This is a genomic window from Pseudomonas sp. DE0157 (assembly GCF_007678615.1).
Lineage (GTDB): Bacteria > Pseudomonadota > Gammaproteobacteria > Pseudomonadales > Pseudomonadaceae > Aquipseudomonas > Aquipseudomonas parafulva_B.
In genome coordinates this window covers 473,264-493,007 of sequence record NZ_VEJN01000001.1, presented here as the reverse complement: position 1 = coordinate 493,007, position 19,744 = coordinate 473,264, and the positions used below count along the sequence as shown (strand labels likewise).

The following is a 19,744-nucleotide window of genomic DNA, read 5'->3' as shown; positions in this document are numbered from 1 at the left end:
TCTGAAATCAACAAAAGATCGCCCCCGAAAAATTGCTTATGCACAAGCGGCATCGAATGCTTGTGCTAATGGCATAACTCAGGCCTCAACCAGCCGAATTTGCGCAAATGCCTGTTTTTGCTGGTCTTGAACGTGATTTTGGAATAAGCAAATCCATCTGGATGGCCGCGTACACCAACAGGTAACCCCAAGCTTGTTCACAGACTTATCCACAGGTTGTTCTGCGGCTATCTGTCGCGCTCGGCAAGGATCATCAGGTTGCGTGGGGTAAGGGTATAGTCGCAAAACACGCCCAAACGCACGTCATAGCCCTGTTCGGTCAGAAAAAGGGCACGATCCAATGCCAGCCAGAGCTCAAGCGGGCGGCGGAACAGGTTGCGCAGGCGTTCGAGGTTGCGTACCTGCGCCAAGCGCTCCCACCCTGCCGACTCCAAGGCTGCCCAGTCGATATCCCCATGCAGGTCCAGTTGCTTGAGCGCCGCCAGGTCACGGCAATACTGCTCGAAGGGCTTGGCCAGCCAGGCCACCGGCAGCGATGGCGTAGACAGGTACTGGTCGGTCTGGCGCTGCTGGCGTTGCAGCAGGTCGAAGCCCAGGCGGCGGGCCATGGACGTGTCGCGCTGGCGGCGTACGCGGGCGCCAGCGGTGACGGTTTCGCTCAAGGGCAGGCCAAGGTCATCCAGCGACAGCTGCAAGGCCGAGGCACGGGCAGCTGTGGATAACGCCTGGTTCTGGGCGGTGGCAATGCGGTTGTAGCAGCACGGGGCCACGGCCAGTTGTGGGCAGTTTTGCTGGCTGGCCAGGCGCAGCAGCTGAACATGCAGGTCGCCGCAGGCGTGCAGGGCGACCACGCTGGTGTCCGCATCCAGATGCTCGGCGCTGCCGGGGGCCATCACGTCCTGGTGGATGTGTTGCACAGGCAAGTGGTGATGGGCACTGAGGGCCTGGCCAGCAGCCACCAGCTCGGGGTCGTACTCCAGGCAGGTCAGGCGCTGGCCGGGTTGCAGCAAACGCCGGCCCAAATGGCCTTTGCCCGAACACCAGTCCAGCCAGTGACGCGAGGGTGCCCGGAAGGCGAGGTGACTGGCGAAGGCTTCGATCTGCTGCCATTTGCGGCCGGGCACATTGACGTCAAGCCGGTGCGCGGCGGCGCGGAGCGCAGAGGCTGGCAGGTTACCCAGAGCGCTGAGCGTCTGGGCGGCATCAGCCAGCTGTGGATAAGGTGCGGGCAGTGCGTGCGGGTCGACCTCACCCTCGGCATCGGCCAGGGTGTTTTGGCGCAGATGTCGCGCCAGATCCGGGTAGGTGCCTTCCCAATCCAAGCGCAGGTGGGTGAACGGCCTGGGTTTCCACAGCGCCTGATGCTCAATCAAAAACCGATCAAGCGCCTGAAAGCGTTCGAGCAGAAGGTGGCTGTGGAGGGAGGTAGGCATTGGGAGCGCTGTCGATAGAAGGTGTTCAGGCCGTGCTGTCGGCTGAACCCGCTTTCACCCTTGCATCCACATGCTAGGCAAACACGGGCCAGCCGGCTGCGGCCGGTAGAGGATCAGCGCCCCTGGCAGGCGTCCACGCGCAACCAGCGCTCCAGCAGCTTGAAGCCCTGCACCAGCATGAACGAGATCAGCAGGTAGAACAGGCCAGCGGCGAAGAAGATCTCCACCGGCAAGTACGTGCGGGCAATGATGGTCCGCGCCATGCCGGTCAGTTCCAGCAGGGTGACGGTACTGGCCAGTGCGCTGGCCTTGAGCATCAGGATCACTTCGTTGCTGTAGGCCGGCAGGCCGATGCGGGCAGCCCGGGGCAGCATGATGTAGATCAGTGTCTTGGCCCGGGACATGCCCAGCGCCCGCGCAGCCTCGATCTCGCCCTTGGGAATGGACTGCAAGGCGCCGCGCAGGATTTCGGCGATGTAGGCGGCGGTGTGCAGGGTCATGGTCAGCACGGTGCACCAGAACGGGTCGCGCAGGTACGGCCACAGCGCGCTGGCGCGCACGGCGTCGAACTGGGCCAGGCCGTAGTACACCAGAAACAACTGCACCAGCAGCGGGGTGCCGCGGAAGAAGAAGATGTAGCTGAACGGCACGGCGCGCACGTACCAGTGCCGCGAAGAACGGGCGATGCCCAGCGGAATGGCCAGGATCAGGCCGGCCACGACCGCGATGGCCACCAGCTCCAGGGTCAGGGTAGCGCCCTGGGCCAGGCGTGGCAGCCACTTGATGATCACTTCCCAGTTCATTGTTCGGCCCTCGCGAAGCCGCGAGCGGCGCGTTGTTCCAGGAAATGCATGCCGGTCATGGCAATGACGGTCAGGCTGAGGTAGATGCAGGCCGCCACCATGTAGAAGGTGAACGGCTCCTTGGTCACGGTCACGCCGATCTGGGCGTGGCGCATGATTTCTTCCAGGCCGATCACCGACACCAGCGCGGTGTCCTTCATCAGGATCATGAACAGGTTGCCCAGGCCGGGCAGGGCGATGCGCCACATCTGCGGGAGGATGATCCGCGACAGGATGCGGCCCTTGGACATGCCCAGGGCCAGCCCGGCTTCGCGGTGGCCTTTGGGGATGGCCAGGATGGCGCCCCGGAACACTTCGGTGGCGTAGGCGCCAAAACACAGGCCAAGGGCAATGACGCCAGCGGCAAAGGCGCTGAGCTCAAGGCCCGGCATGTGCAGGGCTTCACCCAGGGCGTTCATCAGGCCCACGGTGCCGAAGTAGATCAGCAGCACCCACAGCAGTTCGGGAATGCCCCGTACCAGGGTCGAGTAGAAACCGCCAAGCCACTGCAACGGCTTGATCGGGGAAGTCTTGGCCAGGGCGCCGAGCAGGCCCAGCACCAGCCCTAACAGCAAGGCGCACAGCGCCAGTTTTACGGTCATCAGGGTGCCGGCCATCATGGCCGGACCGAATCCGTGCAAGTCGATATTCATGGGCAGGTCATTCTAGGGAATGGCGCGCCACCGGGGCGCGCCAATCGGGGCGGATCATTCGATGCTGAACGGGAAGTACTTGTCGTTGATCTTCTTGTACGTACCGTCGGCCTTGATTTCGGCCAGGGCCTTGTTCAGGTCGTCGCGCAGCTTGGTGTCACCCTTGCGCACGGCGATGCCGATCTTGTCGCTGTCCATCACCGGCTCGCCCTTGAACTCGTAGTTCATGCCATCCTTGCTCTTGAGCCACTCGTATTGCACGTACTTGTCGGCCAGGATGCCGTCGATACGGCCGGAGACCAGGTCCAGGTAGGCGTTTTCCTGGGTGTCGTACAGCTTGATGTCCACACCGCTGTAGTTGTCTTCCAGGTAGGTGCCGGCCAGGGTGGCGCGCTGGGTGCCGATGACCTTGCCCTTGAGCGAGTCCTTGTCAGTCTTGAAGTCGACGTTCTTCGGCGCGATGAACTGCAGCTTGTTGGAGTAGTACGGGTCGGTGAAGTCCACCGCCTGCTTGCGCTCGTCGGTGATCGACAGCGACGAGATCAGGAAGTCGAACTTCTTGGCGTTCAAGGCCGGGATGATGCCGTCCCAGTCGGAGGTGACGACCGAGCACTCGACCTTCATCTTGGCGCACAGGGCATCACCGATGTCCTTGTCGAAACCGACGACGTTGCCGCTGGCGTCCTTGTTGTTGAACGGTGGGTAGGCGGCTTCGATACCCATGCGCAGTTTTTCCGCGGCCATGGCATTGGCCGACATCACCAGGGTGGCAGCGGCTGCCAGGAGAAACTTCTTGTAGGTGTGCATGTATTGCTCCGTTAGCGGTGGCTGGACATGAATTGCTTGCAACGCGCCGAGGTCGGGTTCTCGAAGACCTGCTGCGGCGATCCCTGCTCTTCGACCAGGCCCTGGTGCAGGAAGACCACTTCACTGGACACCTGGCGGGCAAAGTTCATCTCGTGCGTCACCAGCAGCATGGTACGGCCTTCGTCGGCCAATGCGCGGATAACGTTAAGCACTTCCTGGACCATTTCCGGATCGAGGGCCGAGGTGGGCTCGTCGAACAGGATGACCTTGGGCTTCATGGCCAGGGTACGGGCAATGGCGGCGCGCTGCTGCTGGCCACCGGAAAGCTGGGCGGGGTAGCTGTGGCGCTTGTCGTAGATCCCCACCTTGTTGAGCAGCGCTTCGGCTGCCTCGACGGCCTCGGCCTTGCTTTGGCCAAGTACGCGGCGTGGGGCCTCGATGATGTTGTCGAGGATCGACATGTGCGGCCACAGGTTGAAGTTCTGGAAGACGAAGCCGATTTCGCTGCGCAGGCGGTTGATCTGGCGGTTGTCGGCAGCCATCAGGTCGCCGTTCTTCGCCGCCTTGAGCTTGAGGGCTTCCCCGGCCACGAGGATTTCGCCCAGGTGCGGGTTTTCCAGCAGGTTGATGCAGCGCAGCAGGGTGGACTTGCCGGAGCCGGACGACCCCAGGATGGAGATCACGTCACCGTCGCGTGCGGTCAGCGAAATGCCCTTGAGAATTTCCTGCTCGCCATAGCGTTTGTGCAGGTTGCGGATTTCCAGCGCGGGCGTGGCCTGAGCCATGTGCGGTCCTCATGTGTTCGGGTGCGTTCCCAGCTGTTGGCGGCCTTCCTGGCGTGCGCCAAGCTAGCATAGCGGCATTATGACGGCCAACAGGGTCGCCGGGCACTCTGGGCATTGGTGGGGCAGTTTGTCGCATCGTTGCAGCGCAACGTCGCGCAGATGTCCACAAGGGAGGTTGCCCGGCACCAGAGCCATGATGAAAAAAGGCGCGATGGTGCCAGTTTTGACGGTTCCAGGGAAGCGCTTTCGGACCATGTGCCCGTGAAACCTGACTGTCCGGGCAGCCTGTCCAGCCACCCTGGTGCAGCCTTTTTGACCGCCGCCTTGGCCTAGGGTTGTACCGAAGGGTTGCGCCCTGTTTGCATTGTGATGGTGCGCAGGTGTTACCGAGGGGCACCTTTGGTGCATTTGTAAGTGAGTATTTCGGTAATGAGCGCTTTTCATGGCTAATCGGCCACGCGGTGGCGTTTTTTGCCCTAGCCCCCGCCGTTGTTGGTCTTGAGAGTGGTCTGGTCGAGCGCGCGTAGCACATGGCGCGGTTATTGCCAGTCTCCAATCAAGGGTTGCCGCTGTGCATGCTCCAGACGCGAGCCGCGCATCTGCAACCGACGTGATCTACTCCTTGCAAAGGTAGTTTTATGAGCGGCAACAATTCCAATGACCTCGCTCAGGGGCTTAAACAACGGCATGTGACCATGCTGTCCATCGCTGGCGTCATCGGCGCAGGCCTGTTCGTCGGTTCCGGCCACGCCATTGCAGCGGCGGGCCCGGCGGTGCTGCTGGCCTATGCAGCTGCCGGTACGCTGGTGGTGCTGGTCATGCGTATGCTCGGTGAAATGGCAGTGGCCTCACCCGACACCGGTTCGTTCTCCACCTACGCCGACCGCGCCATCGGGCGCTGGGCAGGGTTCACGATCGGTTGGTTGTACTGGTGGTTCTGGGTGTTGGTCATTCCGCTGGAAGCCAACGCCGCTGCAGCCATCCTGCATGCCTGGTTCCCGGCCGTGGACCTGTGGGCATTCTCCCTGCTGATCACCTTGGCGCTGACCGTGACCAACCTGTTCAGCGTGAAGAATTACGGTGAGTTCGAGTTCTGGTTCGCCCTGCTCAAGGTGTTGGCCATCATCGCGTTCATCGTGGTCGGTTGCGTGGCCATGTTCGGCCTGGTACCCACCAGTCAGGTCAGCGGTGCCAGCCACCTGTTCGACACCCAGGGCTTCATGCCCAACGGCCTTGGCGCCGTGCTGGCTGCCATGCTGACGACCATGTTCTCGTTCATGGGCACCGAGATCGTCACCATCGCCGCTGCCGAGTCCAAGGACCCGGGCAAGCAGATCAGCCGCGCCACCAACTCGGTGATCTGGCGGATCTGCCTGTTCTACCTGGTGTCGATCTTCCTGGTCGTGGCGTTGGTGCCATGGAATGACCCGGCGCTGGCCGAAGTCGGCTCGTACCAGACCGTACTCAGCCGCATCGGTGTGCCCAATGCCAAGCTGATCGTCGATATCGTGGTACTGATCGCCGTGACCAGCTGCCTGAACTCGGCGCTGTACACCTCCTCGCGCATGCTGTTCTCGCTGAGCAAGCGTGGCGATGCCCCGGCGATGGCCCAGCGCACCACCAAGGCGGCTACGCCTTACGTGGCGGTGTTGCTGTCCACTGCGGCGGCGTTCCTGTGCGTCTTCGCCAACTTCCTCGCGCCGGCCCAAGTCTTCGAGTTCCTGCTGGCAAGCTCTGGCGCCATCGCGTTGCTGGTGTACCTGGTGATTGCCGTTTCGCAACTGCGCATGCGTGCCAAGCGCGAGGCCAGCGGTGAGCAGATCGCGTTCAAGATGTGGCTGTTCCCAGGGCTGACCTGGGCGACCATTGCCTTTATCGTGGCGGTACTGGGGGTAATGGCACTGCGTGAGGACCACCGCATCGAGATCATCGCGACGGCACTGCTGAGCATCGCCGTGGTGGCTGCGGGGCTGCTGGTGCACCGCAAGCGCGAAGCTGGTGGCCAGGCGGCAGTGGTCAAGTAAGGCAGCGGCGACCGCTCGCTTGCCCTCTGGTGCAAGCAGCGGCTCTACGCGAAATCTGCAAGCTTGCACAATGCCATGTAGCGGTCCTTGCCGAGTGGCCGGGCCGGCCGCGACATATCTGCTCCGAAGCTGAAAACCTGGGGCCGCTGTGCGGCCCATCGCGGCACGAGGCCGCTCCTACAAGATGGCGTCAGCAAGCTATCTGCTGTATGTAGTCGCCATCGCCATGCATGGCACTTCCTTGAAGCAGAGAGCCATAACCTTTCAAGGCTTTTGACTCAGCGATAGGTTGGCACTGCAAGCCGCTACTGACCCTGCAGCATTGAGGTCATCGGCAGCTCACCAGCTTGTCGTTTTGCCTTGCAGGATCAACTGTATCTGCAGGATAACCCGCTCTTGTGGGAGCGGCCCTCGTGCCGCGATGGGCCGCAAAGCGGCCCCGACAATATCAATTCAGAAGCTGAAATCCTGGGGCTGCCGCGCAGCCCATCAGGGCCGATCAGGCGCCCCGGCAAGGCCCACACATGGGATGGTTTCCAGCTGTGTGCCGGGGAGTCCTTCAAAAAAGCTTCAGCCCTCCCAGCTACTTGCCGGGACGGTTCGCCCTGCGACGAACCGCCCCTGACAGCAATCAACCAAACTGCTTCTGCTGTTGCTGCTGCTTGGCCACCAGCTCGGACGCAGCCAGGTAAGCCTGTTGGAACTCATCGCTTTCCAGCCACGCCATGGTCGTGTCTTCGTCCGCGCCATCGAGCCATGCACGGTAGGCGTTGAATACCATCACGATATAGTCGGTCGCGTGTTCTTCCTTGTGGCCCTTGAGCACCAAGGCCAGCAGCGGGTCCACCAGGAATACCGAGATCATTGGCACCAGGCCGCCTTCCTGCGCTTCTTTCATCTTCTTGAACAAAGGGTCGTAACTGGCCGACGCCATGGCCTTGTCGAACACCTGCTCGACGCTGGCGCTATCGCCTGCGCTGGCCTTCACGGCCTGGCCGCTGCGTACCATGCGGTTCTGCTTGGCCTTGGTGGCGGCGCGCTTGGCGCGTTTTTGTTGCTTGGTAGAGGTGGCCATGGGCAATCCTTGGGTGGGGCTTGAAAGTGCGCGTATTGAAGCGCAGTTGCCCGCGAAACCCAAGTGCCATGCACGCACCAGTGGCCGTCAACTGGCGATCGCGTCGTCCTCCTCGAACCCGCGCGATGCCCGGCCGACCAGCAGAGGGTCCGGCGCATAGGCCACGCTCAAGTCCTTGTCCGGGTAGTCCAGCGAATGCAGGAAGTGGCGGATACAGTTGATGCGCGCACGCTTCTTGTCATCGGACTTGATCACCGTCCACGGCGCGTCGGCGGTGTCGGTATGGAAGAACATGGCCTCCTTGGCGGCGGTGTAGTCGTCCCACTTGTCCAGGGACTTGATGTCGATGGGCGACAGTTTCCAGTGCTTGAGGGGGTCGTCACGGCGCGAGATGAAACGGCGCAGTTGTTCTTCGCGGTTCACCGAAAACCAGTACTTGAACAGCAGGATGCCGCTGTTGCACAGCATCCGCTCAAGGTCCGGCGCCTGGCGCATGAAATCCAGGTACTGAAGGGGCGAGCAGAAATCCATCACCTTCTCAACGCCGGCGCGGTTGTACCAGGAGCGGTCGAAGAACACCATTTCTCCCGCCGTGGGCAGGTGCTGCACATAGCGCTGGAAGTACCACTGGCCTTTCTCCTGCTCCGACGGCTTTTCCAGCGCAACGATGCGAGCGCCCCGGGGGTTCAGGTGCTCCATGAACCGCTTGATGGTCCCGCCCTTGCCTGCAGCGTCCCGCCCCTCGAACAGAATCACCACCCGCTGACCTGTTTCTTTCACCCAGCTTTGCACCTTGAGCAACTCGATCTGCAGGGCGTGCTTGGCCCTTTCGTACTCTTGTCGACGCAAGCGCTGCGGGTAGGGGTAGCCTAATGGCAAGCGCGCCGATGTGCTGTCTTCGCTGCTGCCCTTGGGGGCGGTGGCGACTTCCAATGCGGCGGGCGCCTGGCTGATCGCGGTGATGGCAGGTTCGGGTTTGCGCGGGCGGGGGCGGGGGCGGCGAGTGCGCGGCTTGGCCTTGGGGGCAGCGTTCTCGAGGGGTGGGGAAGTCTGGAGAGGGGCGTCTTCGCTCATGGAGGTCCTTGCAAGGTGGTTCGAATGTTCACCTTGAATGCTAAGGACGACAGGGGGCTGGCTTTTTGATGTTGGTCAACTTGGCCGGGATGAGTGCTGCTGCTCGACGGCTACCCATGACGAAGGGCGGTCCACCAGCACTTTTCGACAGGCAACAAAAAACCCGCACTGGGCGGGTTTTTTGTGTCGCTTCGGGTAACTTTGCAACCACCAGAAGCTGAAGGTGGTGCCCAGAGACGGAGTCGAACCGCCGACACGAGGATTTTCAATCCTCTGCTCTACCGACTGAGCTATCTGGGCGACGAGGTGAATTAAATAGACTTTCAGACTGCTCGTCAACGACTTTTTGAAAAAAATATTAAATTAATTCCGTCGCTTACGTTCTCCGAGGTCACTGCGAGGGCGGGACGTAGCCTTCTGCCTGGGCGTATTCTTCGCCAGCGAAAAACTTGTCCATCTCGGCCTGGAGGAATTTGCGGTCCTCGCCATTCATCATGTTCAGGCGCTTTTCGTTGATCAGCATGGTCTGGTGCTTCTGCCAGTCGGTCCAAGCCTTCTGCGAGATGTGATCGAAGATGTCCTGGCCCTTGGCCCCCGGATAGGGTGGGCGGTCCAGGCCGGGCAGTTCTTCGTTGTACTTGCGGCACATCACGGTGCGGGTCATCAGGCATCTCCTGCAATCAGTTCGTCGGCTGCGCGTTTGAGCAGCTTCTTCACCGGGGCGGCCAGGCCCAGGCGCGGTGGGGTGGCCAGGTTATACCAGAGCCAGTCGGCCTCGACCATGTGCTCGCCGACCGGGTCGACGTGCACCAGCCAAGGCTCGATGGCCAGCTGGAAGTGGCTGAAGGTGTGGGTCAGGTTGTCCAGGGCGCGGCTGCGGCCCAGGCGCAGGCCGTGCTGGTCGGCCAGGTCGTCGAGCTGGCCGATGTCGTCGAGCTCCGGCAAGCTCCACAGCCCGCCCCACAGGCCACTGGACGGGCGACGGTACAGCAGGATGGCGCCGTCGTCGTTGGCCAGCAGCGGCATCAGCGTGCGCCGCTGCGGTAGCGCCTTGCGCGGTTTGGGCTCGGGGTAGCGGGTTTCTTCGCCGTGCAGGTGCGCCTCGCAGCCGCGCCGTACCGGGCAGAGCAGGCAGGTGGGTTTGCTGCGGGTGCACAGCGTCGCGCCCAGGTCCATCATTGCCTGGGTGTAGTGGTTGGCACGAAGCTTGGGCGTGAAGCGCTCGGCGGTGGCCCACAGTTGGTTGGCCACCTTCGGCTCACCGGGGTAACCGGCCTGGGCGGTGAACCGGGCCAGCACCCGCTTGACGTTACCATCCAGGATCGGCGCACGAATGCCCATACTGATGCTGGCGATGGCGCCGGCTGTGGAGCGGCCGATACCCGGCAGCTCGGTAAGCTGATCGACGCTGCGCGGGAACACCCCGCCATGCTGCTCGACCACGATTCTTGCAGCCTTCTGCAGGTTGCGGGCGCGGGTGTAGTAGCCCAGGCCCGTCCACAAATGCAGCACCTCGTCCTCGGGCGCCTCGGCCAGCGCCTGCACGGTCGGTAGCGCGTGCATGAAGCGGTCGAAATAGTTCAGCACCGTGCTGACCTGGGTCTGTTGCAGCATGATCTCAGACACCCATACACGATACGGGTTGATGCCCTGTTGCCAGGGCAGATCGTGCCGACCGTGTGCGTCGTACCACTCCAGCACAGCGCTGGAAAACTGCTCGGGTGTCATCGCTTGAACAGCCCCTTGAGCGCGTCTTTAAGTTCCGGGCTCACTTTGTCTCCGAGTTTTTCATCGAGCTTTTCGTCGATCTTGTCTTTGAGGCGATTGCCTGCGAGTTTGGCAGCGACCTTGCCCATGCCGTCCTTGTCCAGACGGCAAGCCTTGGCGCCCAGCTCCAGTGGGCCACGGCAGCGCAGCGGTATTTCCACACCCACGTAGCGCTCGTTGACCTGGCAGGCCGGGTCGGGCATGGCCCGCTGGTCGCCCTCGACGATCACACCCACGTTGTAGTCCATGCCCAATACCCGCAGGTCCACGTCACCATGGCCGTTGACGGTCAGGCCTGGGATTCGCACCTTAAGGTCAGGGTTGCTGGCCACGCCATTGCGAATCACCACGCTGCCACGCAGCTCCTGGAACGGGGTGTCCTTGCCGCGCGGCTCGCCGCTGAGCGACTTGCGGTTGAGCGTGGCGATGGCCTGGCACAGTTGCTGTTCGAGGTTGGCATTGACCAGCACACCGTCATTGATGGTGAAGTTGGCCGTGCCGTTGATCGTGTCCACCAGCGCTTTCTGGCTGTTACCGGTGGCGGTCAGGTCGCTGGACAGGGTCAGCAGGCCTTTGACCGGCGGCGTCTTGTCTTTGTCGTCGGTCTTGATGAAGTGCTCGACCGGTACTCGCTGGATGCGGGTATTGACCCCCAGTTGTGGCACGGCGGGGCGCACATCGACCGTGCCCTTGGCCTCGAAGGTGCCGTTGTACAGGTCACCGCGCAAGGTTTGCAGGGTCAGTAGCCCACCCTGGCCATTGGCTGTCAGGCGGGCGTTGCCGATGGGCAGCTTGTCCAGCGTCAGCGAACCGAAGCTCAGGTCTGCCTGCAGGTCGAGGGCGCGCAGACGGTCCACCGGCAGCAGTTTGTCGGTGCTCCAGGCGCCCTGGGTGGGGGCGTCGGGCAGCGGTGTGCTGCCTGCACCGGCCACGGCACTGGCTTCTTGCTGCTGTACCTGGGCCTTGCGCGCAGCAGTGGCGCCCTTGGCCTCTTCGCTTTTGGCCGGCAGGTACCGGTCGGCATCGAAGCTGTCGCCCTTGAGCTGCAGGCGCAGGGCTTGCCTGGCGAAATCTTCGATCGCCACGCGCCCGGTGAAGGTGCTGCTGTCCAGTTTCACCGACAAGTCTTCCAGGGCGATGCTGGCAGGGGTGCCCTGCAGGCGCGTGACCAGTTCGAGTGTGCCGAAGGCGGCCGGGTCCTGGGTAGCAGGCAGCGGATGGCCGATACCGTCCAGGAACGTGCGCAGGTCGAACTGCGCAATGGACAGGCCACCACTTAGCTGCGGCGTCTTGTCCAGCTCACGCAGGTTGAGTTCGCCCAGGGCGCGCAGCTGGTTGGCCGACAGTTTCAGGCCGTTCCATGACGCCACGTTGGCGGCCTGGTCGAGCAGCAACTGGCCCTGGGCGGCGAAGGTCACGGTCTTGCCGCCGGTAGGCTCGCCGGAGGTTTCACCCGACAGGCGCATGTCTTCGAAGCTGTAGCGCTTGAGCGCACGGTCCAGGCGCAGCTCGCCGGCCAGTTCGGTGCGCGCCTTGATGTTGGGCTGGCTGGCGCTGATGAATGCGCTGGCCTTGAGTGGAATACTGGCGCCTTCGTGCACCGCGCCAGTGCTGAGCTGAATGCTTTCGGCGTTGTAGCTGACGCCGCTGCGTGCGTCGGTGTACTGCACGCGTGCATTGTTCACGGTCAAGCTGTCGATATCGAGCTTGACCGGTCGGTCTGCGCTGGCGGTGCCGGAGCGCTGATCGCTGTTTTCGGTGCCTTGCGCATCCCCTGGCGCAGGGGTCTTGCCTTCGGCCGACGCGGGCAATGGCTTGCCGAAGTCCTCCCAGTTGCCATGCCCCTGTTCGTCACGGGTCAGGATCAGGTTCAGCCCTTCGACGCGCACATCGCTCATCTGCACCTCGCGGCGCAGCAGCGGCAGTACCCGCACCGACAGGCCCAGCATCTGCAAGTCGGCAAAGGGCGACTTGGGCGCATTCAAGGTGGCGATGCTGGCGTCATGCAGCTCCAGCCCCAGCCATGGGAACAGGCTCCAGCCAATGTCGCCGTTGAGGGTCAGCTCCACATGAGCCTTGTCGCGCGCCAACTGGCGAATCTCGTCTTTGTAGTCGTTGGGATCGAACAGGTGGGTCAGGGCAAAGCCCAGCGCCACGATGATCAGCAACAACCCGAGAAGCCCTAGGCCCAGGATTTTGCCGAACGCTTTCATGGGCGAGTCCTTAACTATCGGAATGTGAATTCAAGCGCGAGAGTATAGCGCCGCAGCGGCCGTCCCTGTTTATTCGCCTGGATATACCGGCCATTTCCTACGTGCCAAGCAGATGCTACGGCTTTCGACAGCGGTGATCATGGCAGTTCAGAAAGATCGGCTACAGCGCCTGACCGTGTCAGCCGAACTAAAATGGGCGATATCAGATTGCTTTCATGCGATCGGATACTGCACCCTTGCGCCGCTTTGCCTGCCTCCACAACTTATAAAAAAGGATCATCTCCATGAGCCGTACCGTGACGGCGGATGCCCTGGCCAGTGCGCCAGGCTTCCTCTCCAAGGAACGCATCATCGCCCGGCCGGGCTTCAACCGCTGGCTGGTGCCCCCGGCTGCTCTGGCCATTCACCTGTGCATCGGCATGGCCTATGGCTTTTCGGTGTTCTGGCTGCCGTTGTCGCAAGCCTTGGGCATTACGGCGCCAGTGGCATGCGCGCCAGACATGAGCTTCATTGCCCGGTTGTTCAGCGCCGAGTGCGACTGGCCCATTTCGATGCTCAGCTGGATCTACACCCTGTTCTTCGTCTTCCTCGGCTGTTCGGCCGCCGTGCTGGGCGGTTGGCTGGAGCACGCCGGCCCGCGCAAGGCCGGGTTGGTCTCGGCGATGTGCTGGTGTGGCGGCATGCTGATTTCCGCCATCGGGGTGAAGACCCATCAGCTGTGGCTGATGTGGCTGGGTTCCGGTGTGATCGGCGGCATTGGCTTGGGCCTGGGGTACATTTCGCCCGTTTCCACCCTGATCAAGTGGTTCCCGGACAAGCGCGGCATGGCCACCGGCATGGCTATCATGGGCTTCGGCGGCGGAGCCATGGTGGGTGCACCGTTGGCCACGGCGCTGATGGGCCATTTTGGCAACGCGCACGAGGTGGGCGTATGGCAGAGCTTCGTGGTCATGGCCGCGATCTACTTCGTGTTCATGACGGCCGGCGCCCTGGCGTATCGCATCCCGCCCACCGGCTGGAAGCCCGAAGGCTGGAGCGCACCGGCCAAGAAGGCGGGCAACGGCATGGTCACCGATCGCCATGTGCACGTCAGCGTAGCCTGGAAAACCCCGCAGTTCGTTTTGGTCTGGCTGGTGTTGTGCCTGAACGTGTCGGCCGGTATCGGTATTCTTGGCATGGCCTCGCCGCTGTTGCAGGAAGTGTTCGCTGGCAAGCTGCTGGGCAATGAACTCACCTTCAGCCAGCTCAATGCCGCGCAATTGGCGCAGATTGCCGCCATTGCGGCGGGCTTTACCGGCTTGTTGAGCCTGTTCAACATCGGCGGGCGGTTTTTCTGGGCGTCGTTCTCCGACTATATCGGGCGCAAGAATACCTACTTCGCCTTCTTTGCCTTGGGCGTTGGCCTGTACAGCCTGATCCCGAACATGGGCCACTTGGGCAACGTGGCGCTGTTCGTGGCGGCGTTCTGCATCATCCTGTCGATGTACGGCGGTGGCTTCTCCACGGTACCGGCCTACCTGGCCGACCTGTTCGGCACGCAAATGGTCGGCGCCATCCATGGGCGCCTGTTGACAGCCTGGGCCGCCGCCGGGGTGCTGGGGCCTGTATTGATCACCTACCTGCGCGAGTATCAGTTGGCGGCTGGCGTCGAGCGTGCGGCAGCGTACGACATGACCCTGTACATCCTCGCTGGCCTGCTGGTGCTGGGCTTCATCTGCAACATGCTGATCCGCCCGGTGGCCGACAAGCACTTCATGACCGATGCGCAGCTGGCTGCCGAACGTGCGTTGAGCCACGACAAGGGCGCTGACGGCGCGCGATCCCTCGAATGGAAGGCCGCACCTGGCAGCCTGCCGCTGGTGCTGCTGGCCTGGGCCGTGGTGGTGGTGCCGTTGGCCTGGGGCGTCTGGGTGACCCTGCAGAAGACCGCCGTATTGTTCCACTGACCTAGGCCGGTCGAAGCGTTGTCATGGGGCCTTCGCGCCGGGCCCCGTGGCATCGATGCTGTCGGCAAGTGCAACAGGGCCGCGTTCAGTGGCGGCCCTAGAGTTATCGCAAAAGCGGTCATTTCCTCCCGGTTGTATAGACCTGTAGCGGTATCCGACCCCGTCATCACTGGGCTTGCCATATGTCTTGCGCGTTCCAAGCAGCGGCCATCTGCGCCTATAATGCAGCCCTTTTCGCCTAATGATTTTGCGGAGCTGGTGATGGTCGAACGTAAGGCTTCCGTCGAGCGCAATACCCTGGAAACCCAGGTCAAGTGCTCGATCAACCTCGATGGCAGTGGCAAGGCCCGATTCGATATCGGCGTGCCTTTCCTTGAACACATGCTGGACCAGATCGCCCGCCATGGGCTGATCGATCTGGATATCGAGTGCAAGGGCGACCTGCATATCGACGATCACCATACCGTCGAGGACGTCGGTATCACCCTGGGCATGGCGTTCGCCCAGGCCATCGGCGACAAGAAAGGCATCTTCCGCTACGGCCACGCCTATGTGCCGCTGGACGAAGCATTGTCGCGCGTGGTCATCGACTTCTCCGGCCGCCCCGGCCTGCAGATGCATGTGCCTTACACCCGTGCCAGCGTCGGCGGTTTCGACGTCGACCTGTTCCAGGAATTCTTCCAGGGCTTCGTCAACCACGCCCTGGTCACGTTGCACATCGACAACCTGCGGGGGCACAACACCCACCACCAGATCGAGACCGTGTTCAAGGCCTTCGGCCGCGCACTGCGCATGGCTGTTACCCTCGACGAGCGCATGGCCGGGCAGATGCCGTCCACCAAAGGGTGCCTCTAAATGCAGACGGTAGCGGTAATCGACTATGGCATGGGCAACCTGCACTCGGTGGCCAAGGCGCTTGAGCACGTCGGCGCTGGCAAGGTACTGGTCACCAGTGATGCAGCGGTGATCCGCGAAGCGGACCGGGTGGTGTTCCCAGGCGTTGGTGCCATTCGCGACTGCATGGCCGAGATTCGCCGCCTGGGCTTTGACAGCCTGGTGCGTGAAGTGAGCCAGGATCGCCCATTCCTGGGCATCTGCGTAGGCATGCAGGCGCTGCTTGAGCACAGTGAAGAAAACGACGGCGTCGACTGCATTGGCCTGTTCCCGGGCCAGGTGCGCTTGTTCGGCAAAGACCTGCAAGAAGACGGCGAGCATCTGAAAGTGCCGCACATGGGGTGGAACGAAGTCAGCCAGAGCGTCGACCACCCTCTGTGGCACGACATCAGCGACCGGGCGCGTTTCTATTTCGTGCACAGCTACTACATTGCCGCCGGCAAGCCCACCCAAGTGGTTGGCCGTGGCCATTACGGCGTCGATTTCGCCGCGGCGCTGGCCGATGGTTCGCGTTTCGCGGTCCAGTTCCACCCGGAGAAAAGCCATACCCATGGCCTGCAACTGCTGCAGAACTTCGTGGCCTGGGACGGGCGCTGGTAAATGAGCCGTTCGAAGACCAAGGCGCCGATCCTCACGCTGGCCCCCGAGCAGGAGCGTGAAGCGCTCGATACGCTCAAGCGCTTTCTCGAAGACCGTTTCGAGCTGGAGCTGGGGTCATTCGAAGTCGCCGAGGTGCTCGAACTGTTCACCCATCACATTGCACCCCATTACTACAACAGGGCGATCGCCGATGTTCAACTGCACCTCAAGGAGCGGTTCGAGAGCATCGAAAGCGATCTGTGGGCGCTCGAGAAGCCCTGAAACCCCAAGAACGGACAGGTTCCCAAGATGCTGATTATCCCCGCTATCGATCTGAAGGACGGTGCCTGCGTGCGTCTGCGCCAGGGCCGCATGGAAGATTCCACGGTTTTTTCCGATGACCCGGTGAGCATGGCCGCCAAGTGGGTTGAGGGCGGCTGCCGTCGCCTGCACCTGGTCGACCTCAACGGTGCCTTCGAAGGCCAGCCGGTCAACGGTGAAGTGGTCACCGCCATCGCCAAGCGCTACCCGACCCTGCCGATCCAGATCGGTGGCGGCATCCGCTCGTTGGAAACCATCGAGCACTACGTCAAGGCTGGCGTCAGCTATGTCATCATCGGCACCAAGGCGGTGAAGCAGCCTGAATTCGTGGCCGAGGCCTGCAAGGCCTTCCCTGGCAAGGTCATCGTCGGCCTGGACGCCAAGGACGGCTTCGTCGCCACCGATGGCTGGGCCGAAGTGAGCACCGTGCAGGTCATCGACCTGGCCAGGCGCTTCGAGGCCGATGGCGTCTCGGCGATCGTCTACACCGACATCGCCAAGGACGGCATGATGCAGGGCTGCAACGTACCGTTCACCAAGGCCCTGGCAGAAGCCACGTCGATTCCGGTGATCGCTTCGGGTGGCATCCACAACCTGGGCGACATCAAGGCGCTGCTCGAAGCCAAGGCGCCTGGCATCATTGGCGCCATCACCGGCCGCGCCATCTACGAGGGCACCCTCGACGTAGCCGAGGCTCAGGCCTTCTGTGACAACTACCCGAGCATTGGCCAGCGCTAAGCGAGCGCGACAAGGGGGCGCCTATGGCGTCTCCTGTGTTGCCCCACGCTTGCCGCTTGCTGTTGCTTCCCAGGAGCCCTCTCATGGCTTTAGCTAAACGCATCATCCCTTGCCTGGACGTGGACAATGGCCGTGTGGTCAAGGGCGTCAAGTTCGAGAACATCCGCGATGCCGGCGACCCGGTGGAGATTGCCCGGCGCTATAACGAGCAGGGTGCGGACGAGATCACCTTCCTTGACATCACGGCCAGCGTCGATGGTCGCGATACCACCCTGCACACCGTCGAGCGCATGGCCAGCCAGGTGTTCATCCCGCTGACGGTGGGGGGTGGGGTGCGCACCGTGCAGGACATCCGCAACCTGCTCAATGCCGGTGCCGACAAGGTATCGATCAACACTGCCGCGGTGTTCAACCCGGACTTCGTGGGCGAGGCCGCAGACCGCTTCGGTTCCCAGTGCATCGTCGTGGCCATCGATGCCAAGCAGGTATCAGCCCCGGGTGAAACCCCGCGCTGGGAAATCTTCACCCATGGCGGGCGCAAGCCGACCGGCCTGGACGCGGTGGAGTGGGCGAAGAAGATGCAAGACCTGGGTGCGGGCGAAATCCTGCTGACCAGCATGGACCAGGATGGCATGAAGAACGGGTTCGACCTGGGCGTGACCCGTGCCATCAGCGATGCGTTGAGCATCCCGGTGATCGCCTCGGGCGGGGTGGGTAACCTTCAGCACCTGGCCGATGGTATCTTGCAAGGGCATGCCAGTGCCGTGTTGGCTGCCAGCATCTTCCATTTTGGGGAGTACACGGTGCCTGAGGCCAAGGCCTATATGGCAGCGCGCGGAATAGTCGTTCGCTGACTCGAAAAAAAGGGGCTGCCAGGCAGCCCCTTTGGTGATCAGCCCTGCTTCACTTCACGCATGGGCTTGCCTTTGACCGGCGCGTCGTTGGCCACGTAGTACTTGGCAGTGCTGCGCGGCAACGGCTTGCGACCACGGATCTTGTCCGAGATTTTCTCGGCGATCATGATGGTGGTGGCGTTGAGGTTGCCGGTGATGATGATCGGCATGATCGACGCATCCACTACACGCAGGCCCTGCATGCCATGCACGCGGCCTTCGCCATCGACCACTGCCATGTCGTCGGTGCCCATCTTGCACGAGCACGATGGGTGGTAGGCGGTTTCGGCGTGCTCACGGATGAATTTGTCCAGCTCTTCATCGGTTTGCACGTGCGCACCTGGGCTGATTTCGCGACCACGGTACGGGTCCAGCGCTGGCTGGGCCATGATTTCGCGGGTCAGGCGAATACCGTCACGGAATTCTTCCCAGTCCTGCTCGGTGGCCATGTAGTTGAACAGGATGCTTGGGTGCTGGCGTGGGTCCTTGGACTTGACCTGCACGCGGCCGCGGCTAGGCGAGCGCATCGAGCCCATGTGCGCCTGGAAGCCATGTTCCTTGACGCCCTTGGAGCCGTTGTAGTTGATGGCTACCGGCAGGAAGTGGTACTGGATGTTCGGCCATTTGAATTCAGGGCGCGAGCGAATGAAACCGCCGGCCTCGAACTGGTTGCTGGCCCCGATGCCGGTACCGTTGAACAGCCACTCGGCGCCGATGGCCGGCTGGTTCCACCACAGCAGCGACGGGTACAGCGAGACGGGCTGGGTGCACGCGTACTGAAGGTACAGTTCCAGGTGATCCTGCAGGTTTTCGCCAACGCCTGGCAGGTCGTGAACGACCGGGATGTCCAGGCTTTCGAGCAGGGCGCGCGGGCCCACGCCGGAGCGCTGCAGCAGTTGCGGCGTGGCGATGGCGCCGGAGCTGACGATCACTTCCTTGCGGGCACGTGCTTCGACGCGCTCTTCGCTGTCGCCCACCAAGTAGCTCACACCAATGGCGCGCTTACCGTCGAACAGTACGCGGTCGCTCAGGGCGTGGGTCACGATGGTCAGGTTGGGGCGTTTCTTGGCCTGGTCCAGGTAACCGCGGGCAGTGCTGGAGCGGCGGCCATTCTTGGTCACCGAACGATCCATCGGGCCGAAGCCTTCCTGCTGGTAGCCGTTGAGGTCTTCGGTGCGCGGGTAGCCGGCCTGTACGCCAGCCTCGACCATTGCGTTGAACAGCGGGTTGTTGCCAGCCTTGGGCGTGGCCACGCTCAACGGCCCGTCACCACCGTGGTAGTCGTTGGGGCCGATGTCGCGGGTTTCGGCCTTGCGGAAGTACGGCAGGCAGTCCAGGTAGGTCCAGTCTTCCAGGCCTGGCAGCTCAGCCCAGCCATCGAAGTCCAGGGCGTTGCCGCGGATGTAGCACATGCCGTTGATCAGCGAGGAGCCACCCAGGCCCTTGCCGCGGCCACATTCCATGCGGCGGCCGTCCATGTGCGGCTCCGGGTCGGTCTCGTAGGCCCAGTTGTAGCGGCGGCCTTGCAGCGGGAAGGCCAGGGCAGCTGGCATCTGAGTACGGAAGTCGAAGCGATAGTCAGGGCCGCCGGCTTCTAGCAGCAGCACGGTGGTGCCTGCGTCTTCGGTAAGGCGAGTAGCCAGGGTGTTACCGGCAGAGCCGGCACCAACGATGATGTAATCGTATTCCATGGGGAAGCT

The 19,744-nt window shown here is 62.6% G+C and carries 18 protein-coding genes and 1 tRNA gene; 7 read left to right on the top strand and 12 right to left on the bottom strand.

Going from position 1 to position 19,744, the window contains the following annotated elements:
* Positions 1 to 227 precede the first annotated feature (227 nt).
* From FS777_RS02165 to FS777_RS02145, 5 genes are all read right to left on the bottom strand, one after another.
* Positions 228 to 1,433, bottom strand: coding sequence for a methyltransferase (locus FS777_RS02165; protein ID WP_145253801.1), 1,206 nt, complete (start codon positions 1,431 to 1,433; stop codon positions 228 to 230).
* Between the two features lie 113 nt (positions 1,434 to 1,546).
* Complete coding sequence (locus FS777_RS02160; RefSeq protein ID WP_078477838.1) at positions 1,547 to 2,236, bottom strand: ABC transporter permease; 690 nt, start codon at positions 2,234 to 2,236, stop codon at positions 1,547 to 1,549.
* Positions 2,233 to 2,928 (bottom strand): ABC transporter permease, encoded by a 696-nt coding sequence (locus tag FS777_RS02155; RefSeq protein ID WP_058606101.1) that lies wholly within the window; start codon positions 2,926 to 2,928, stop codon positions 2,233 to 2,235. The genes FS777_RS02160 and FS777_RS02155 overlap by 4 nt, the downstream gene beginning before the upstream one ends.
* Positions 2,929 to 2,982: 54 nt before the next feature.
* On the bottom strand, positions 2,983 to 3,735 hold the full coding sequence (locus tag FS777_RS02150) for an ABC transporter substrate-binding protein (RefSeq protein ID WP_058639938.1): 753 nt from the start codon (positions 3,733 to 3,735) through the stop codon (positions 2,983 to 2,985).
* Between the two features lie 11 nt (positions 3,736 to 3,746).
* Entirely contained in the window at positions 3,747 to 4,520 is a 774-nt protein-coding gene (locus tag FS777_RS02145) for an ABC transporter ATP-binding protein (RefSeq protein ID WP_145253798.1), read from the bottom strand.
* Between the two features lie 638 nt (positions 4,521 to 5,158).
* Here FS777_RS02145 and gabP point away from each other — a divergent pair.
* Entirely contained in the window at positions 5,159 to 6,544 is a 1,386-nt protein-coding gene (gene gabP / locus FS777_RS02140) for a GABA permease (protein WP_078477839.1), read from the top strand.
* Between the two features lie 631 nt (positions 6,545 to 7,175).
* On the opposite strand, the gene FS777_RS02135 is transcribed toward gabP, so the two are convergent.
* From FS777_RS02135 to FS777_RS02110, 6 genes are all read right to left on the bottom strand, one after another.
* Entirely contained in the window at positions 7,176 to 7,619 is a 444-nt protein-coding gene (locus tag FS777_RS02135) for a hypothetical protein (protein WP_058639911.1), read from the bottom strand.
* 87 nt (positions 7,620 to 7,706) lie between these two features.
* On the bottom strand, positions 7,707 to 8,693 hold the full coding sequence (gene ppk2, locus FS777_RS02130) for a polyphosphate kinase 2 (RefSeq protein WP_145253795.1): 987 nt from the start codon (positions 8,691 to 8,693) through the stop codon (positions 7,707 to 7,709).
* A gap of 224 nt (positions 8,694 to 8,917) precedes the next feature.
* Positions 8,918 to 8,993, bottom strand: a tRNA-Phe gene (locus FS777_RS02125).
* Between the two features lie 91 nt (positions 8,994 to 9,084).
* Positions 9,085 to 9,357: an oxidative damage protection protein gene (locus tag FS777_RS02120; protein WP_058639172.1), complete on the bottom strand. Its 273-nt coding sequence runs from the start codon at positions 9,355 to 9,357 to the stop codon at positions 9,085 to 9,087.
* A complete protein-coding gene (mutY, locus tag FS777_RS02115; protein ID WP_145253792.1) occupies positions 9,357 to 10,421 on the bottom strand; it encodes an A/G-specific adenine glycosylase in 1,065 nt (354 codons plus the stop codon). Before mutY ends, FS777_RS02120 begins: the two co-directional genes overlap by 1 nt.
* Positions 10,418 to 12,673 (bottom strand): AsmA family protein, encoded by a 2,256-nt coding sequence (locus FS777_RS02110; protein ID WP_145253789.1) that lies wholly within the window; start codon positions 12,671 to 12,673, stop codon positions 10,418 to 10,420. The genes mutY and FS777_RS02110 overlap by 4 nt, the downstream gene beginning before the upstream one ends.
* A 284-nt stretch (positions 12,674 to 12,957) precedes the next feature.
* Between FS777_RS02110 and FS777_RS02105 the strand changes: the two genes are divergently transcribed.
* The 6 genes from FS777_RS02105 to hisF all read left to right on the top strand — a co-directional run bounded on the left by FS777_RS02105 (position 12,958) and on the right by hisF (position 18,005).
* On the top strand, positions 12,958 to 14,619 hold the full coding sequence (locus FS777_RS02105; RefSeq protein ID WP_078477843.1) for an OFA family MFS transporter: 1,662 nt from the start codon (positions 12,958 to 12,960) through the stop codon (positions 14,617 to 14,619).
* Positions 14,620 to 14,880: 261 nt separating this feature from the next.
* Positions 14,881 to 15,474 (top strand): imidazoleglycerol-phosphate dehydratase HisB, encoded by a 594-nt coding sequence (gene hisB, locus FS777_RS02100; RefSeq protein WP_023532883.1) that lies wholly within the window; start codon positions 14,881 to 14,883, stop codon positions 15,472 to 15,474.
* A complete protein-coding gene (gene hisH / locus FS777_RS02095; RefSeq protein WP_058604243.1) occupies positions 15,475 to 16,113 on the top strand; it encodes an imidazole glycerol phosphate synthase subunit HisH in 639 nt (212 codons plus the stop codon).
* On the top strand, positions 16,114 to 16,374 hold the full coding sequence (locus FS777_RS02090) for a DUF2164 domain-containing protein (RefSeq protein ID WP_027914086.1): 261 nt from the start codon (positions 16,114 to 16,116) through the stop codon (positions 16,372 to 16,374).
* A 27-nt stretch (positions 16,375 to 16,401) separates the two neighbouring features.
* A complete protein-coding gene (hisA, locus tag FS777_RS02085; RefSeq protein WP_058604245.1) occupies positions 16,402 to 17,151 on the top strand; it encodes a 1-(5-phosphoribosyl)-5-[(5-phosphoribosylamino)methylideneamino]imidazole-4-carboxamide isomerase in 750 nt (249 codons plus the stop codon).
* Between the two features lie 83 nt (positions 17,152 to 17,234).
* Positions 17,235 to 18,005 (top strand): imidazole glycerol phosphate synthase subunit HisF, encoded by a 771-nt coding sequence (gene hisF / locus FS777_RS02080; protein ID WP_145253785.1) that lies wholly within the window; start codon positions 17,235 to 17,237, stop codon positions 18,003 to 18,005.
* A gap of 38 nt (positions 18,006 to 18,043) precedes the next feature.
* Here the strand turns inward: hisF and betA are convergent, their stop codons facing one another.
* Complete coding sequence (gene betA / locus FS777_RS02075) at positions 18,044 to 19,735, bottom strand: choline dehydrogenase (protein WP_058604247.1); 1,692 nt, start codon at positions 19,733 to 19,735, stop codon at positions 18,044 to 18,046.
* Positions 19,736 to 19,744: the final 9 nt, after the last annotated feature.

Coding starts and splice junctions, on each gene's coding strand:
- FS777_RS02165 (WP_145253801.1), bottom strand. CDS start 1,433: ATGCCTACCTCCCTCCACAGCCACCTTCTGCTCGAACGCTTTCAGGCG.
- FS777_RS02160 (WP_078477838.1), bottom strand. CDS start 2,236: ATGAACTGGGAAGTGATCATCAAGTGGCTGCCACGCCTGGCCCAGGGC.
- FS777_RS02155 (WP_058606101.1), bottom strand. CDS start 2,928: ATGAATATCGACTTGCACGGATTCGGTCCGGCCATGATGGCCGGCACC.
- FS777_RS02150 (WP_058639938.1), bottom strand. CDS start 3,735: ATGCACACCTACAAGAAGTTTCTCCTGGCAGCCGCTGCCACCCTGGTG.
- FS777_RS02145 (WP_145253798.1), bottom strand. CDS start 4,520: ATGGCTCAGGCCACGCCCGCGCTGGAAATCCGCAACCTGCACAAACGC.
- gabP (WP_078477839.1), top strand. CDS start 5,159: ATGAGCGGCAACAATTCCAATGACCTCGCTCAGGGGCTTAAACAACGG.
- FS777_RS02135 (WP_058639911.1), bottom strand. CDS start 7,619: ATGGCCACCTCTACCAAGCAACAAAAACGCGCCAAGCGCGCCGCCACC.
- ppk2 (WP_145253795.1), bottom strand. CDS start 8,693: ATGAGCGAAGACGCCCCTCTCCAGACTTCCCCACCCCTCGAGAACGCT.
- FS777_RS02120 (WP_058639172.1), bottom strand. CDS start 9,357: ATGACCCGCACCGTGATGTGCCGCAAGTACAACGAAGAACTGCCCGGC.
- mutY (WP_145253792.1), bottom strand. CDS start 10,421: ATGACACCCGAGCAGTTTTCCAGCGCTGTGCTGGAGTGGTACGACGCA.
- FS777_RS02110 (WP_145253789.1), bottom strand. CDS start 12,673: ATGAAAGCGTTCGGCAAAATCCTGGGCCTAGGGCTTCTCGGGTTGTTG.
- FS777_RS02105 (WP_078477843.1), top strand. CDS start 12,958: ATGAGCCGTACCGTGACGGCGGATGCCCTGGCCAGTGCGCCAGGCTTC.
- hisB (WP_023532883.1), top strand. CDS start 14,881: ATGGTCGAACGTAAGGCTTCCGTCGAGCGCAATACCCTGGAAACCCAG.
- hisH (WP_058604243.1), top strand. CDS start 15,475: ATGCAGACGGTAGCGGTAATCGACTATGGCATGGGCAACCTGCACTCG.
- FS777_RS02090 (WP_027914086.1), top strand. CDS start 16,114: ATGAGCCGTTCGAAGACCAAGGCGCCGATCCTCACGCTGGCCCCCGAG.
- hisA (WP_058604245.1), top strand. CDS start 16,402: ATGCTGATTATCCCCGCTATCGATCTGAAGGACGGTGCCTGCGTGCGT.
- hisF (WP_145253785.1), top strand. CDS start 17,235: ATGGCTTTAGCTAAACGCATCATCCCTTGCCTGGACGTGGACAATGGC.
- betA (WP_058604247.1), bottom strand. CDS start 19,735: ATGGAATACGATTACATCATCGTTGGTGCCGGCTCTGCCGGTAACACC.